This is a genomic window from Acidovorax bellezanensis, assembly GCF_025421555.1.
GTDB lineage: Bacteria > Pseudomonadota > Gammaproteobacteria > Burkholderiales > Burkholderiaceae_C > Comamonas > Comamonas bellezanensis.
This window is the reverse complement of the sequence record NZ_JAODYH010000004.1, coordinates 523,593-538,849: the sequence shown is the minus strand read 5'-3', so window position 1 is coordinate 538,849 and position 15,257 is coordinate 523,593. Positions and strand designations below refer to the sequence as shown.

At 65.9% G+C, this 15,257-nt stretch carries 17 protein-coding genes; 15 read left to right on the top strand and 2 right to left on the bottom strand.

From position 1 onward, the window contains the following. The first annotated feature begins 129 nt into the window (after window positions 1-129). The 14 genes from N0K08_RS10675 to N0K08_RS10610 all read left to right on the top strand — a co-directional run bounded on the left by N0K08_RS10675 (window position 130) and on the right by N0K08_RS10610 (window position 12,174). Window positions 130-507, top strand: a complete 378-nt coding sequence (locus N0K08_RS10675; protein ID WP_261500274.1) for a helix-turn-helix domain-containing protein — start codon at window positions 130-132, stop codon at window positions 505-507. 174 nt (window positions 508-681) lie between these two features. Next, window positions 682-1,644, top strand: a complete 963-nt coding sequence (gene trbB, locus N0K08_RS10670) for a P-type conjugative transfer ATPase TrbB (protein ID WP_261500273.1) — start codon at window positions 682-684, stop codon at window positions 1,642-1,644. A 23-nt stretch (window positions 1,645-1,667) separates the two neighbouring features. Further along, the gene (trbC, locus tag N0K08_RS10665) at window positions 1,668-2,063 is read left to right on the top strand and encodes a conjugal transfer system pilin TrbC (RefSeq protein WP_261500272.1); all 396 of its coding nucleotides are present in this window, start codon (window positions 1,668-1,670) and stop codon (window positions 2,061-2,063) included. Then, window positions 2,063-2,365 carry a conjugal transfer protein TrbD gene (locus tag N0K08_RS10660; protein WP_261500271.1) on the top strand — a complete coding sequence of 101 codons (303 nt, stop codon included), beginning with the start codon at window positions 2,063-2,065 and terminating at the stop codon, window positions 2,363-2,365. The genes trbC and N0K08_RS10660 overlap by 1 nt, the downstream gene beginning before the upstream one ends. An 8-nt stretch (window positions 2,366-2,373) precedes the next feature. Then, window positions 2,374-4,899: a VirB4 family type IV secretion/conjugal transfer ATPase gene (locus tag N0K08_RS10655; protein ID WP_315967996.1), complete on the top strand. Its 2,526-nt coding sequence runs from the start codon at window positions 2,374-2,376 to the stop codon at window positions 4,897-4,899. Then, window positions 4,896-5,633, top strand: a complete 738-nt coding sequence (locus tag N0K08_RS10650) for a VirB8/TrbF family protein (RefSeq protein WP_261500269.1) — start codon at window positions 4,896-4,898, stop codon at window positions 5,631-5,633. Before N0K08_RS10655 ends, N0K08_RS10650 begins: the two co-directional genes overlap by 4 nt. Window positions 5,634-5,650: 17 nt before the next feature. Next, on the top strand, window positions 5,651-6,547 hold the full coding sequence (trbG, locus tag N0K08_RS10645) for a P-type conjugative transfer protein TrbG (RefSeq protein ID WP_261500268.1): 897 nt from the start codon (window positions 5,651-5,653) through the stop codon (window positions 6,545-6,547). Continuing rightward, on the top strand, window positions 6,544-7,005 hold the full coding sequence (locus tag N0K08_RS10640) for a conjugal transfer protein TrbH (RefSeq protein WP_261500267.1): 462 nt from the start codon (window positions 6,544-6,546) through the stop codon (window positions 7,003-7,005). The genes trbG and N0K08_RS10640 overlap by 4 nt, the downstream gene beginning before the upstream one ends. A 3-nt stretch (window positions 7,006-7,008) precedes the next feature. Continuing rightward, window positions 7,009-8,343, top strand: coding sequence for a TrbI/VirB10 family protein (locus N0K08_RS10635; RefSeq protein ID WP_261500266.1), 1,335 nt, complete (start codon window positions 7,009-7,011; stop codon window positions 8,341-8,343). Between the two features lie 11 nt (window positions 8,344-8,354). Beyond that, window positions 8,355-9,143, top strand: coding sequence for a P-type conjugative transfer protein TrbJ (gene trbJ, locus N0K08_RS10630; RefSeq protein WP_261500265.1), 789 nt, complete (start codon window positions 8,355-8,357; stop codon window positions 9,141-9,143). A gap of 11 nt (window positions 9,144-9,154) precedes the next feature. Further along, complete coding sequence (gene trbK / locus N0K08_RS10625) at window positions 9,155-9,463, top strand: entry exclusion lipoprotein TrbK (RefSeq protein ID WP_261500264.1); 309 nt, start codon at window positions 9,155-9,157, stop codon at window positions 9,461-9,463. A 52-nt stretch (window positions 9,464-9,515) separates the two neighbouring features. Continuing rightward, entirely contained in the window at window positions 9,516-11,081 is a 1,566-nt protein-coding gene (gene trbL / locus N0K08_RS10620; protein WP_261500263.1) for a P-type conjugative transfer protein TrbL, read from the top strand. Window positions 11,082-11,098: 17 nt separating this feature from the next. After that, window positions 11,099-11,665 (top strand): TrbM/KikA/MpfK family conjugal transfer protein, encoded by a 567-nt coding sequence (locus N0K08_RS10615; protein ID WP_261500262.1) that lies wholly within the window; start codon window positions 11,099-11,101, stop codon window positions 11,663-11,665. An 8-nt stretch (window positions 11,666-11,673) separates the two neighbouring features. Then, the gene (locus tag N0K08_RS10610; RefSeq protein ID WP_261500261.1) at window positions 11,674-12,174 is read left to right on the top strand and encodes a transglycosylase SLT domain-containing protein; all 501 of its coding nucleotides are present in this window, start codon (window positions 11,674-11,676) and stop codon (window positions 12,172-12,174) included. 81 nt (window positions 12,175-12,255) lie between these two features. Here N0K08_RS10610 and N0K08_RS10605 read toward each other — a convergent pair whose 3' ends face one another. Both N0K08_RS10605 and N0K08_RS10600 read right to left on the bottom strand, forming a co-directional pair. Beyond that, window positions 12,256-13,509: a type II toxin-antitoxin system HipA family toxin gene (locus tag N0K08_RS10605; protein ID WP_261500260.1), complete on the bottom strand. Its 1,254-nt coding sequence runs from the start codon at window positions 13,507-13,509 to the stop codon at window positions 12,256-12,258. Continuing rightward, window positions 13,506-13,919: a helix-turn-helix transcriptional regulator gene (locus N0K08_RS10600; protein ID WP_261500259.1), complete on the bottom strand. Its 414-nt coding sequence runs from the start codon at window positions 13,917-13,919 to the stop codon at window positions 13,506-13,508. The genes N0K08_RS10605 and N0K08_RS10600 overlap by 4 nt, the downstream gene beginning before the upstream one ends. A gap of 333 nt (window positions 13,920-14,252) precedes the next feature. On the opposite strand from N0K08_RS10600, the gene N0K08_RS10595 reads away from it, so the two are divergent. Further along, a complete protein-coding gene (locus N0K08_RS10595; protein ID WP_261500258.1) occupies window positions 14,253-15,233 on the top strand; it encodes a Bug family tripartite tricarboxylate transporter substrate binding protein in 981 nt (326 codons plus the stop codon). Window positions 15,234-15,257 lie beyond the last annotated feature (24 nt).

The window sequence follows — 15,257 nt, the reverse complement described above, 5'->3', positions numbered from 1 at the left end:
GTGCACTATGGGCGCCGAGCGGGTTCTCAACCGATTTTCCGGGGGAAGTCGAGGAGGAAGCCAGGCGCTTCCCTTCACAAGAAACTTCGGCGGCTCAGTGCCGACTGCAAAAACAAGGCGACGCCCACCGTGTACTCACAAATTTTCCTGACCAACGTGCTGCGCCTGCTGGACGAGAAAAGCATGACCAAGCAGGCCTTGGCCGAGAAGGCGGGAATGTCCATTTCCTTTCTGTCGGATCTGACCAATGGCAAGGCCAATCCATCGCTCAAGATCATGGCCGCCATCGCCAGCGCGCTGGAGGTGTCCTTGCCCTCGCTGCTCGAAGTCTCGGAGGAAGCCCCGGCAGTGCGCGACGGGGTCGGCAGCTACCGGGTGACGCGCCGCCTGCCCCCCGGCATGTCGCGCGTGGCAGCGGTGCTCACGGACTACCAGGCGTTCAACGTGCGCCAGTGGGATGAGGCCAACCGCAAGTTGCTTGCCAAGTCCAAGGGCCGCGGCGCCTGACGCGAACGGGCGGGTTTTAGCCGCTAAAACACGCGGCCCCAGCCGGCATCCTGTCGGCCAACAGGACGGTAATCTCAGGTAACACTTCTTTTTCTGGCGAGCTTGTTTGCCCATTTTCTTCGGTATATCGTTTGCCGCATTGCATTCAGGTGAATGCACAGGACGCGACAGCCCATGGCCGATGCCGAAGATTTTTCCACGCTCAAGGAGCGGGCCAAGCGCAAGTTGGAGCGCGACATGGGGCCGTTGCTGCTGGGCGCGTTGAACGATCCGCGCACGGTCGAGATCATGCTCAACGCCGATGGCCGGCTGTGGCAGGAGCGCCTGGGCGAGAAAATGCAATGCATAGGCGCGCTGCGTGTGGCGCAGTCCGAAGCCATCATCAAGACCATTGCCGGCTACCACGGCAAGGAAATCACCCGCGGCAAACCCGTGCTCGAAGGCGAACTGCCGCTCGATGGCTCGCGCTTCGCCGGCCAACTGCCGCCCATCGTGCCGGCCCCCACTTTCGCGATCCGCAAAAGAGCGGTGGCGATCTTCGCGCTGGCGCAGTACGTGGCCGCCGGCATCATGAGCGAGGCCCAGCACGCGGCCTTGCAGGCCGCGGTGAGGAACCACAAAAACATCCTGGTGATCGGCGGCACGGGCTCGGGCAAGACCACGCTGGTCAACGCCATCATCCATGAGATGGTGGTCTGCGATCCCACGGAGCGCGTTTTCATCATCGAAGACACCGGCGAAATCCAATGCGCCGCGGAAAACTTCGTCCAGTTCCACACCTCCATGGATGTGCCCATGACGGCACTGCTCAAAACCACGCTGCGCATGCGGCCCGACCGCATCCTGGTGGGCGAAGTGCGCGGGGCCGAAGCCCTGGATCTGCTCGATGCCTGGAACACCGGCCACGAGGGCGGGGCGGCCACGCTGCACGCCAACAATGCGGCCGCGGGATTGGCCCGCCTGCGCTCGCTCATCACCCGCAACGAGGCGGCGCCAGCGGAAATCGAGGCGCTGATCGCCGAGGCGGTGCATGTCGTGGTGCATATCGCGCGCACGCCCGACGGCGGACGGCGCGTGCACGAAATCCTCGGCGTGCTCGGCTACGCCGACGGGCGCTACATCACCCAAGGGCTGTAAATACCTTCAAAGGAGTCGCTGCCATGTCTTCTGTATTCCCTGCATCTCACGCCGGCGCGGCCTTGCAGCGCTGGCTCTGGCTGGCGCTGCTTCTTGCCCTGCTGGTGTTGCTGGCTCCGCCGGCCTGGGCTTCCGAAGGCACGGGAGGCTCGCTGCCCTACGAAAGCTGGCTCACCAATCTGCGCAATTCCGTCACCGGCCCCGTGGCGTTCGCGCTGTCCATCATCGGCATCGTCATCGCCGGCGGGGTGCTGATCTTTGGTGGCGATCTCAATGGCTTCTTTCGTACGCTGGTCTTCCTGGTGCTGGTCATGGCGCTGCTGGTCGGCGCCCAGAACGTGATGGGCCAGTTCTTCGGCCGGGGCGCGGAACTCGTGGCCTCGGTGCCGGCCGCGCTGGCGCTGCCCAGGAGTGCATGATGGCTTTGCGCTCCATTCCCATCCGCCGCTCGGGCAACCGCCACAACCTGTTCATGGGCGGCGACCGTGAGCTGGTGATGTTCTCGGGCCTGCTGGCTTTCGCGCTGATCTTCAGCGCCCAGGAGCTCAGGGCATCGGCCGCGGGCCTGGCCTTGTGGTTCGGCGCGCTGTTTGCCTGCCGGCTCATGGCCAAGTCCGACCCCCAGTTGCGCCAGGTCTATTTGCGCCACCGCCGCTACAAGGCCTATTACGCGCCGCGCAGCACACCGTTTCGCGTGAACCGGGCAGGGGGCTTGCGATGATTTCCGCCATGGCTTTGTCGATCGCCGCCCTGGGCGCTGGCCTGCTGCTGTGGCTGTTTGCCCGGATCCGTTCGGTGGGGGCGGCGCTGAAGCTGCAAAAGCACCAGTCCAAGAGCGCCGGACTGGCCGATCTGCTCAATTACGCAGCCCTGGTCGATGACGGCGTGATCGTCGGCAAGAACGGCGCCTTCATGGCCGCCTGGCTGTACAAGGGCGACGACAACGCCAGCAGCACGCCGGCGCAGCGCGAGGCGGTGTCGTTTCGCATCAACCAGGCGCTGGCCGGGCTGGGCAATGGCTGGATGCTGCACGCCGATGCCGTGCGCCTGCCGGCCCCGAAATACGCGGCCGCCGGCCTGTCGCATTTCCCCGACCCGGTGTCGGCCGCCATCGATGAGGAGCGCCGGCGCCTGTTCGAGCGGCTGGGGGCCATGTACGAAGGCTATTTCGTCCTCACGCTGAGCTATTTCCCGCCGCTGCTCGCCCAGCGCCGATTTGTCGAACTGATGTTCGATGACGAGGCCCAGGCTCCGGGGCACAAGGCGCGCACCCAGGGGTTGATCGCATATTTTCAGCGCGAGTGCACGGGCCTGGAGTCGCGCCTGTCCTCGGCAGTGCAGCTGCAGCGCCTGCGCGGGAACAAGCGCGTGCAGGAAGACGGCAGCACGGTCACGCACGACGACTTGCTGCGCTGGTTGCAGCTGTGCATTACCGGCCTGGACCATCCGGTGCTACTGCCGCGCAACCCCATGTACCTCGATGCCATCCTGGGCGGTCAGGAGCTGCTGGGCGGGGTGGTGCCCAAGATAGGGCGCAAGTTCATCCAGGTGGTGGCCATCGAAGGCTTTCCGCTGGAGTCCACGCCAGGCGTGCTCACCGCCCTGGGCGAGCTGGCCTGCGAATACCGCTGGTCCAGCCGCTTCATCTTCATGGACGGCTTCGAGGCGGTGAAGCACTTCGACAAGTTCCGCAAGAAATGGCGGCAAAAGACGCGCGGCTTTTTCGATCAGGTGTTCAACACCCATACCGGTGCCATCGACCAGGATGCCTTGTCCATGGTGGCGGACGCCGAATCGGCCATCGCCGAAATCAACAGCTCCCTGGTGGCGGCCGGCTACTACACCAGCGTGGTGGTGTTGATGGACGAAGACCGCGCGCGGCTCGAAGCCTCGGCGCGGCAGGTGGAGAAAGCCATACACCGCCTGGGCTTTGCGGCGCGCATAGAGAGCATCAACACGCTCGATGCCTTCCTGGGCAGCCTGCCGGGCCATGGCGTGGAAAACGTGCGTCGCCCGCTGATCAACACCTTGAACCTGGCCGACCTGCTGCCCACCAGCACCATCTGGACGGGGCTGAACGCCGCGCCTTGTCCGCTGTACCCGTCGCTGTCGCCGGCCTTGATGCACTGCGTCACGCAGGGGGCCACGCCATTTCGGCTGAACCTGCATGTGCGCGACCTGGGTCATACCTTCATGTTCGGCCCCACGGGCGCGGGCAAGTCCACGCACCTGGCCTTGCTGGCCGCGCAGCTGCGGCGCTATCCCGGCATGTCGATCTACGCGTTCGACAAGGGCCTGTCCATGTACCCGCTGGCCAAGGCCGTGGGCGGCCGGCATTTCTGCGTGGCCGCCGACGACGAGCCGCTGGCGTTTTGCCCCTTGCAGTTTCTGGAGACGCGCGGCGACCGGGCCTGGGCCATGGAGTGGATAGACACGCTGCTGGCGCTGAACCATGTGGTGTCCACGCCCGCGCAGCGCAATGAGATCGGCAATGCCGTGATGAGCATGCATGCCAGCGGGGCACGCACTTTGTCGGAGTTCAGCGTCACCATCCAGGACGAGGCGATTCGCGAAGCCCTGCGCCAGTACACGGTGGACGGGGCCATGGGGCATTTGCTCGACGCCGAGCAGGACGGCCTGGCGCTCAGCGATTTCACGGTGTTTGAAATCGAGGAGCTGATGAACCTGGGCGAGAAATACGCCCTGCCCACGCTGCTGTACCTGTTCAGGCGCATAGAGCGCAGCCTGCAAGGCCAGCCCGCGGCCATCATTCTGGACGAGGCCTGGCTGATGCTGGGCCACCCGGTGTTTCGCGCCAAGATCCGCGAGTGGCTCAAAGTGATGCGCAAGGCCAACTGCCTGGTGCTGATGGCCACGCAAAGCCTGTCCGACGCCGCGCAGTCGGGCATTCTGGACGTGATCGTGGAGTCGACGGCGACCAAGATCTTCCTGCCCAACGTCTACGCCCGCGACGAGGACACGGCCGCCTTGTACCGCCGCATGGGCCTCAACGCGCGGCAGATCGACATCCTGGCCACGGCTACGCCCAAGCGCCAGTACTACTACCTGTCCGAAAGCGGCCGGCGCCTGTATGACCTGGCGCTGGGTCCGTTGGCGCTGGCCTTCGTGGGCGCCTCGGACAAGGAGTCGGTCGCGGCCATCAAGCGCCTGGAAGCCCGCCTCGGCGCGGACTGGGTAGGGGCCTGGCTGGCCGAGCGCAATCTGCAACTCAAGGACTATGGGGTGGCGGCATGAACTTCGCACCGATGATTCCAGGCTGGCTGCGTGCCAGGCCACGCTCCAGCGAGCCTCGCCCGCCAGACGCCGAGAATCCCTATCTCAACGCGCGCCGCAGCTGGAACGAGCATGTGGGCGCCGTTGTGGCGTCGCGCCAGGTCTGGCAGTTGCTGGCCCTGATGTCGCTGCTGATCGCCTTGGCGGCCGTGGGCGGGCTGATCCATATCGGCAGCCAGTCGAAGTTCGTGCCCTATGTGGTGCAGGTCGACCAGCTGGGCCAGGCCCTGGCCATTGCGCCGGCCCAGCGCGCCGCAGCTGCCGATGCGCGCGTGGTCCATGCGGCCGTGGCCGCGTTCATCGCCGATATCCGCCTGGTGACGCCCGATGTCGCCTTGCAGCGCAAGGCGGTGTTCCGGCTGTACTCCATGCTCTCCTCCCATGACGCGGCCACCGTCAAGGCCAACGAGTGGCTCAACGGCAGCGAAGACAGCAGCCCTTTCAAGCGCGCGACCAAGGAGACGGCGAGCACGGAAATCCTGTCGGTGATCCCGCAGACGCCCGACACCTGGCAGGTGGACTGGATGGAGACCACGCGCGACCGGCAAGGCCTGGTCAAGGACGCGCCCCAGCGCATGCGCGCCCTGGTCACGGTCTACACCGTCGCCGCCACGCCCCAGACCACGGAAGAGCAGGTGCGCAACAACCCGTTGGGCATTTACGTGCGTGATTTTTCCTGGTCGAAACAGCTGTAAACCAAGAGGCGAAACCCATGGACAAATATCTTCTGGCGCTGCTCCTGGGGACCGTGCCAGCCCTCGCCGCCGCCGGGCCCGCCGACAAGAATCTGGCCGAGCTCTACTTTTCCGCCAACAACCCGGCGCTGACCGCGCAGGAGAAAGCGGCCATTGCGATGGCGCACAAATGGCGCAATCCCGGCCCCAAAGGCATGGCGCCCGTGGCTGGCGCCGATGGCGCCATCCGCTTCTTGTTCGGCGCGCAGCAGCCCAGCATCGTCTGCGCCGTGCTGCAGGTCTGCGACATCGAGTTGCAGGCCGGCGAGCAGGTCAACTCCATCCATCTGGGCGACACGGCGCGCTGGACCGTGGAGCCGGCCGTGACCGGCAGCGGTGCGGCCGAAGTCCAGCACCTGGTGATCAAGCCCATGGACGTGGGCCTGGAGACTTCGCTGATCGTTTCCACCGACCGACGCACCTACCACCTGCGGCTGCGCTCGCACCGCAGCGAGTTCATGCCCCGCGTGGGCTTTACCTACCCCGAAGAAGCGCTGGCCAAGTGGGACGCGATCAAGACCCGGGCGGGCCGGGAGCGCCAGGACAGAACGCTGGCCGGCACCGGCGAGTACCTGGGCGATCTGAGCTTTGCCTATGAAGTGTCCGGCACGGCCGCCTGGAAGCCGGTGCGCGTCTACAACGACGGCAAGAAAACCATCATCCAGATGCCGGCCAGCATGCAGCAGGCCGAAGCACCGGCCTTGCTGGTCGTGCGCAAGGAGGGCAGCCTTTTCAAGGACGACGACACGGTGATGGTGAATTACCGCGTGCAGGGCGACCGCTACATCGTGGACGCCGTGTTCGACAAGGCCGTGCTGGTGGCAGGCGTCGGGCGCGGCCAGGACCGCGTCACCATCACCCGGGGGAAGTCATGAGCATCCACCCCATTCTCTGGAGCACGCTGCTGCTGGCCTGTCTCGCGGGCTGCGCCGCCCCGCAGGCCAACAGCTACGGCAATTTCCTGGGCCACGCGCCGGTCGAGTTGCAGCAGCCCCTGGTCGATGCGGCCGTGCAGCAACTGGCCGCGTTGTATCCGCCCGGCAAGACGCGCTTTGATCTGCAGCAGGCCACGCCCGACACTTTCGGGCGGGCGCTGGTCGCCGCGCTGCGCGCCAAAGGCTATGCGCTGCAGGAATTCCAGCCCGCAGCATCCTCGGCGCAGGCGCAGCCCGCCGTGGCGGCCGGCCAGCCCCTGGCCTACCTGCTGGACCAGGCTGCGGGGCCCGAGCTCTACCGCCTGACCCTGGTGCTTGGCAGCCAGTCCTTGAGTCGCGTCTATGTGGCGCAGCAAGGCCGTCTGCAGCCGGCCGGCGCCTGGGTGCGCAAGGAGTAAGCCATGGGCCACCTCGATCCCCTGTCGCCGAATGCCTCGCCAGCGGGCATCACGAAAAACGCCGGTGTGCGCCGCGTCAACAACCTGCCGATCTACCTGGTGGTGGGCACGCTGGCCGTGTTCTTGCTGATCATGGTGCTGGTGGCCGCGGACCGGGCCGCGCAGCAAAACCGCGCGCCAGGCGCGCAGGGCGAACAGGCCGCCAGCAGCAGCGTTTTTGCCAAGGAGCTCGCCGGGCTGCAAAAAGACGGAATCATCCAGGCCGAAAAATCGGCGCCGCTGCCGGTGCTGCAGCCCATAGACATTGCCCGCCCGGAAAACCTCGACGCGCCGCCCCGGCCGCCCGCCAGCGCTACCCTGGACGAGCGCGGCAACATCGATGAAGCGCAGCGTGTGCGCATGGCCAAACTGCAGCAACTGGAAGAGGCCATCAAGGCCAAGACCGGCGTGCGCATAACGGCCCCACGCAGCGCGGGCTCCGCGCCCACGGCCGATAGCGGCGCGCCTGCTTCGCGCGAAGAAGCGCTGGCCCGGCTCGCGGCCGCGCGCCAGCAGATCGACGCGCAAACCCGCGGCGACCCCACGGCGGCTTATCAGGCCCGTCTGCAGCAACTGCGTGGTGCCTCGGGCATGGGCGCCGGCACTGCCGTTGGGCTGCCGGCCGCAGCCGCCAAAGACTATGCACAGTTCCAGCGCCCGGGCACGGCCGACCGCTGGCAGCTCGATGCCCAGCCCGAAGCGCCGCGCAGCCCTTACACCTTGCGCGCGGGCTTTGTGCTGCCCGCCGTGCTGATCTCGGGCATCAACTCCGATCTGCCGGGCCAGATCATGGCCCAGGTCAGCCAGGACGTCTTCGACACCGGCACCGGGAAGTGGAAGCTGATTCCCCAGGGCGCCCGCCTGGTGGGCCAGTACGCCAGCGATGTGGCCTACGGCCAGGCCCGGGTGCTCGTGGCCTGGCAGCGGATTGTGTTTCCCGACGGCAAGGCGCTGGACATCGGCTCCATGCCGGGCGCGGACAGCGCGGGCTACTCGGGCTTTCAGGACCGCACGAACAACCGGTATCTGCGGCTTTTCGGCTCGGCCTTGCTGATGTCTGGCGTCACGGCCGGCATCGCCTTGAGCCAGAGACAGCCGTCGCCGTTTGCCAATGCGCCCACGGCCAGCAGCGCGCTGAGCGAAGCCCTGGGCCAGCAACTGGGCCAGGTCACGGCCCAGCTGATCGCCAAGAACATGGGCATCGCCCCGACGCTGGAAATCCGACCCGGCTACCGCTTCAACGTCATCGTCACCAAGGACTTGGCGTTTTCCGGGCCTTACCAGGCGTTTGATGACTAAGGAGGTCTCGCATGCAAGGAAATCCACAGCAATTTTTAGCCGCTAAAACGCTACTGGCCTTGGCGCTGGCCGCGGGGCCGCTGGCTGCGCGTGCAGGCGGCATTCCCGTGATCGACGCCGGCAACCTGCAGCACAACATGCTGACGGCCATGGAGTCGGTGACGCAGACGCTCAAGCAGGTCGAGCAGTACAAGACCCAGCTGCTGCAGTACGAGAACATGCTGCAGAACACCGCCGCCCCGACGGCCTATATCTGGGACCAGGCCGAGTCCACCATGGGCCAGCTGCGCCAGGCCATGGACACGCTGCAGCACTACAAGCAGCAGGCCGGCGGTATCGAGGCCTACCTGGACAAATTCCAGGACCTGGACTATTACCGCTCGTCGCCGTGCCTCAAGGGCGGCTGCAGTGCGGCCCGGTGGTCGCAGATGACCGAGGAGAGCGCACAGCGGGGCACACAGGTCCAGAAGCAAGCCAACGATGCCCTGTTCAGAGGCCTGGACAGGCAGCAAGCTGCCATGCAGTCCGATGCGCGCCAACTGCAGAAACTGCAATCCGCAGCCCAAGGCGCGACGGGCCAGATGCAGGCCTTGGCGGCGGCCAACCAACTGGCCAGCCACCAGGCCATGCAACTGCAGCAGATCCGCGCCTTGCTGATCGCCCAGCAAACCGCCGTGGCCACGCGCCAGCAGGTGCTGGCCGATCGCGAGGCCCGGCAGCAGGCCGCGCATGAAGCCGCGACCGCACCGCGTATTGGCCTGACGCCCAACCCGCTCAATTGGCTGAGCATCAAACACTGAAGGAGACTGTCATGGAATTCCCCCATGTTTCGGCGTTTTCATTGCTGCTTGTTGCGGCCGCACTGGCGGGCTGCGGCCAAGAGCCGCTGCCGGAAGTGAGTCAAGAGAACTGCACGTTCCGCAAGATGATGCTCATAAAGGACCAGGGCCGGCGCGCAGATTTCAAGTCGTTCTGTTCCTACATACCCCGATCTGCCTGGCCCATCCATCCGGACAAATGGCTCATGTTGTCCGAAGAAGAGCGGCAGAAATTTGAAGAAGCCTCATCGCGAATCGGGCGTACCCCGAATCCGCTCAACTGGTTGAGCATCAAGCCTTGAAGGTGGCTGAAATGGCGTGGGTGCTTGAAGCGTTGAGCAAACGGGGGTGACCATGAAACGGGTTCGGATGCTGGTGCTGGGCAGCAGCGGTTTGGCACTCATGCTGGCTGCCTCCTCGGCATCGGCCGAGCTGAAGAACTTGGCGCTGCTGGACACGGTGGTCACGGAGTTCTCCACACGAGCCCAAGGGTGGAAGGCCGTGATGATGAACGCCGCGAGCTGGCTGTTCTGGACGTTGGGCACGATTTCGCTGGTCTGGACGGCCGGAATGATGGTCTTACGCAAAGCCGATCTCGCGGAGTTCTTTGCCGAGTTCATCCGCTTCATCCTGTTTTTCGGTTTCTTCCTCTGGTTGCTGCGCAATGGGCCGGCCTTTGCGCAAACCATCATCGAATCGATGAAGCAGCTCGGTGCACAGGCCTCGGGCATGCAGAGCATCTCCGTGTCCGGCATTGTGGATATCGGCTTCTTGATCTGGAAGCAGGCGATTTCCAATTTGTCGCTCTTGGATCCCATAGAAAGCCTGGTTGGCATCATCTTGAGCGGAGCCATCCTGCTGCTGCTCGCCGCCATTGCCGTGAACATGCTGTTGCTGCTGATCTCTGGTTGGATCCTGATGTACGCGGGCATTTTCTTTCTGGGCTTTGGGGGCAGCCGCTGGACCAGCGACATGGCGATCAACTACTACAAGACGGTGCTGGGCATAGCGGTGCAGCTGTTGGCCATGGTCTTGCTGGTGGGCATCGGCAATGATCTGCTGGGCACTTTCTACAACCGTATTGGGAAAGTTGATAACAACTTTAGCGAGCTTGCAATCGTGCTGGTTTTCTGCCTTGCCCTGCTGATGCTTTCCAGCAAGATCCCCGCCATGGTGGCCGGCATCATCACCGGCGGCGCTGGCGCTTCCGGCGATATCGGCAGTTTGGGCGCCGGGGCCGTGATGGGCGCGGCCATGGGGGCGGCGGGTGCGGCTTCGGCGGCGGCGAGCATGGCCGGGTCGGTGCTGGCGTCCGGCGCAGCCAATGCCGCCGGCGGCGCCCAGGCCTTGATGGCGGCCTACAGCCAGGCGTCGGCGGCCGGCAGCGACGCAGGCGGTCTGGCGGATGCGGCGGGCAGCTCCGCCAGCGTGTTTGCCGACATGGATCAAGGCAAGGGCGCGGATGACAGCGCTGACGACGGCAGCGAAGGTGGCGGCGGTGGCAAGGACAGCCGCAGTGGCAGCGAGGGCAGCAGCGAAGGCGGCAAGGGCAGCGGCAGCGGCGGCGAAGGCGGCGGACAGGGCGCCAGTTCCCAGGCCGGAGAAATCGGCCAGGCGCAGTCCGGGGCCGCTGGCACTTCACAGGACGCTGGCATGCTGGGCCGCGCGGCGGCCACGGCGGCCGGCACGGCGAGCCAGCTGGCGCAAGGCTCGCTGGCCGTGGGCAAAGCCAAGATCGCCAGCCTGCGCGAAGGCGCCCTGGAACGCATTGGCCAAACCACGGGCGGCAAGGTCGCCTCCGCGATCAAGCAGGCTGGCGGGCCCGCGTCCCTGGGCGCTACCGGCCATCACCCCAGCCCGGGTAGCCGGAGCGCCCCGGAAGTCGAAGCTTTCGTGAACCGCGATTCCAGAAATTCGTGATGGCAAAGGAGCAGGCCATGGAGCGCAGATATTTCACCGCCGCAGCCACGGTGCTGGCGGCATTCCTGGGCGGGGCTGCACAGGCGCAGGACGAGCTCAGCGGCGACACGCGCCTGGCCTGCGAGGCCGTGCTGTGCCTGTCGACGGGCTCGCCGCCCGCCGAGTGCGCGCCGGCGCTACGCCGGTACTTCAGCATTTCTCACCGCAGGCTCGCGCAAACGATTCGGCTGCGCGACAGTTTCCTGCGCCTGTGCCCCACGGCCCAGCAGACGCCGCAGATGTCGGCGCTGATCACGGCCCAGGCACAGGGCGCGGGGCGTTGCGATGCCGCGGCGCTCAATGCCGCGCTGCAAGGCGCGGAGCGTGGCGCGGTCCAGGTCGACAACCGCCTGCCCGCGCATTGCATGGCCTATGTCACGCATGCCTACACGGACTTCACGGGCACCTTGCCGCGCTACGTCGGCGTTCCCGAGCGCGGCGGACATTGGGTGGCGCCCCTTGAGTACGCACACGCACAGCGCGTCTACGACGCCAGGATCCTGGCCGAGGATGCGGCACGCGCCAGCGATGGCGGAGGCAGCTGAGGCCGCCGATGTTGTTCGCCGACCTGCCCCCGCAACTGCACGAACGCGTCATCTGCTCGATCTCGGCGGCCGTGAAATACGAAGTGCCGGCCAACATCGTGCTGGCCGTGGCCGAAAAGGAAGCGGGCAAACCGGGGCAGTGGGTGAGAAACAGCAACGGCACGCACGACGTCGGTGCCATGCAGTTCAACACCCAGTACCTGGCCGATCTGGGCCGCTACGGCATCACGGCCGCCGATGTCGCCCAGGCCGGCTGCTACCCCTTCGACCTCGCGGCCTGGCGGCTGCGCCAGCATATCCGCAAGGACAGTGGCGATTTATGGACCAAGGCTGCCAACTACCACTCGCGCACGCCCCGTTACAACACGGTCTATAGAAATGACCTGATGCGCCGCGCAGCCCGCTGGGCCGACTGGCTGGAAGCGCGCTTTGTCACGCGCGAGGTGGGGCGGGTGGCGGTGGCCGCTGCCAGTGCTTCTCCACGCCAACCTCTGGAAGCCGGGCGATGAGCGGTGTTCTGGCAAGACCACGCGCGGGCCGTGGAGGTCTTGGGCGGGTCCGGCCATTCAGCCCGCACCGCCTGCGCGGCTTCAGCAATAGGCTTTTCTTTGCAGCCGCAGCGCATCGCGGTCCATGCTGGCGCGCAACAGTTCCATGTCCGCGGGGCACACGCCTTGCTGCGTGAAGTGCGGCTCCCACTGGTCCACTGTTCTTGCCACCTGCTGTATCAGTGCGATGGCGCGCGCTGGCTTGATGCCGAATTCGTTCAATTGGCTCAAGGCGTTTTCCAGGCTGGATTCCGCACCGGCCGTGCCCACGGACAGCGCCTGGTAGCCCAGGTTTTGCAGGGTGGGTACCACGTCGTAGGCGGGCGTGAGTTCGTAGTAGCCATCGAAGCCCAGGCGCAGGCTGTGGTTGCGTTCGTGGTCGTCGGTGTTGTCCGTGAGGATGTTGAACACCATGCGCTGGAACAGCTCTTCGCGCTGGGCGGCCTGGCGGTCGGGGTGTCCCAGGCGCAGCAGTACGGTCGCCAGGGCGCTGTAGCTTTCGTCCAGGCGCGCTGCGCGCAAGACGGTTCTGGCCGAAAGGCAGTGCAGGCGGTAATCTCCCTGGCGGTCAAAACGCTCGATGGTCAAGGCATGGCGCAGTTTGCCGTGGCGTGCCGGCAGGGGCAGCACGCCGGTCGCGGCCATGTGCATGCCGGCCTTGGCGGCCAGCGTCATGGTGGCGTGCTCGACCAGGGGCGTGTCCAAGGTGTCGTCGAGTTCGCTGAACTTGATCACGCAAGGCCCGGCCTCGGTTTGCAGCAGCGCCTTGGGTCGCGCGCCGCCCAGGGTCACGCCGGGCTGGATCAGGCGCTGCATATCCGCCGAAAGCGGGGCCTGGGTCTGCACGTCTTCGATGGCGCGGCCCAGCTGGGCCAGGTCGCGCAGCTGCGGGTAAGGCCCCAGGGGCCGCGGAATGTACTGCTGCGCGGAGACGGACACACCGAGCGCGCCGAAGCGGTCGTCGCCGGCAAACAGCAGCATTTCCAGAATCGACAGGCGGGCCGGGCGGTCGATGTGGCGAATGATGCGCTCGCCCCAGCGGTCGGGGCGGGCATCGTCGATGGCGCCGGGGGCGCTGCCGCGCTCGCCGGCGGTGAACTCCTGGCCTGCGACCAGAGGCAAGTCCTCGCTCAGCGGGAAGTGCCACCACTGGGGCTCGTAGGTGAATGTTGCGCAGTCGGCGACCAGCTGCGACAGCCGCAGTTCCCCCACCAGCACCGGCTGGGCTGGATTCACCAGGGCCCAGACATACAGCTGGTCCTGAGGGACATAGGAGCGTGGGGTGACGGCCCTCATGGCGTGGGCCCCTTGGCCAGCAATGCGGCCAGGCCGGTGGCGGTTGCCGCGCCGCTTGCAGCCGGTGTGGTGTTTTTCGCCGCGGCGGCTGGGACCGGGCGGCGCTGGCCGCGCACTTTGCGCACTTCGCGCTCCAGCGCAGCATGGTCGTTGAGGGGGGCGATCAAATCGGCCAAACCCTGGGCCTGGTTGATCAGCCACAGGCACATGACATACGAGGCCATGGCCACCGACGGGTCGCCGCGCTCTATGCGGGCCATGGTCGGCTGTGAGACGCCGAGCTTTTTCGCCCATTGCGCCTGCGTTTCACCACGCCGCTTGCGTGCAATGGCGATGTTCTGCGCAAGCTGCTCAATGGCTTGCAGCACGGCCTGGGGGTAATCGGCGGGGGGCGTGTTCTGTCGTGGCATTCATAGATGTTAGTTGTTTGCCGTTATTTTGCAAATCAATGAATAAAGACTGGCTTGGCGCTCGACCGCAGGCGCACCGAGGGCCGGGAAGCAATGCCCTGGCCAGGGATGGATTTATTCATAGATATTCAAGTATGGAGTATTTGAGAAACTCTATGAATTGACGGGGCGCCTTGAAGCTTCTCACTCCTTGGTGGGCGCGGAGCGCGTACCGACCATGCACGCCCGTGGATTGTTTTGACAGGCGAAACAGTCATTGTGGCCCTGGCCTTTGCGTGCTGTCATCACGGCTCCGGGCTCCCGCCCGGCGGGATATCACCATGGGAGTCGAGCATGTTTTTCAATCCAGGAATCCGCGTTCTTTGTGCCGTCTTGACCCTGGGCATGCTGGTCGGCGCCCGGCCCGCCAGCGCCCAGGAGTACCCACAGCGCCCGGTGCGCCTGATCGTGCCTTTCACGGCGGGAGGCGGCACCGATGTGCTTGGACGCATCCTGGCCAAGAACCTGTCGGCGTTGCTGGCGCAGCCGGTCATCGTGGAAAACGTGGCCGGCGCCTCGGGCACGGTGGGCACGGCCCAGGCGGCGCGGGCTGCGGCCGACGGTTACACCTTGCTGCTCGGTGCTTCCGTCACCAACGCCATTGCCCCCGCGCTCTACCGGCAGCTGCGCTATGAGCCTGTCAACGATTTCGTGCCCATCGCCCAGCTGGCCACTTTCGGCAACCCCATCGTGGTGAACCCCGCGCTGCCCGTGCGCACGATTGCCGACTTGACGGCCTGGGCCAGGCAGGCCAAGAACGGTGGCTCGTACGGCACCTGGGGCGTGGGGTCCGCAGGCCACCTGGCGATGGAGATGGTCAATGCCAAGACCGGCGCGGCGCTGACCCATATTCCCTACAAGGGCGCCGTTCTGGCCCTCAATGATGTGCTGAGCGGCCAGTTGCCCGTGGCGGTGACCGACCCCCTGGTCGTGCTGCCTTTTTACAAGGCGGGCAAGGTGAAAGTCATCGCGGTGACCGGCGCCCGCCGATCCGCGTCCATGCCCGAGGTGCCGACGCTGGCCGAGCAGGGGGTGGCGCTGTCCACCGACAGCTGGTATGCGGTTTTTGCTCCGGCGAAAACCCCGGCCAGCGTGCAGCAGAAGCTGCAGGTCGCCATGCATCAGGTCATGGCCACGGCGGAGTTCCAGAAAACCCTGGGCGACCTGGGTCTGCAGCCCTCCACGCTCAGCACTGCCGAATTCGATAGCGTGCGCCGCCAGGATCTGGCCACCTGGTCGCGCCTGGTGGTGCTGTCCGGCGCCAAAGCCGACTGATCCGCACCTTCGAGCCATGGATTG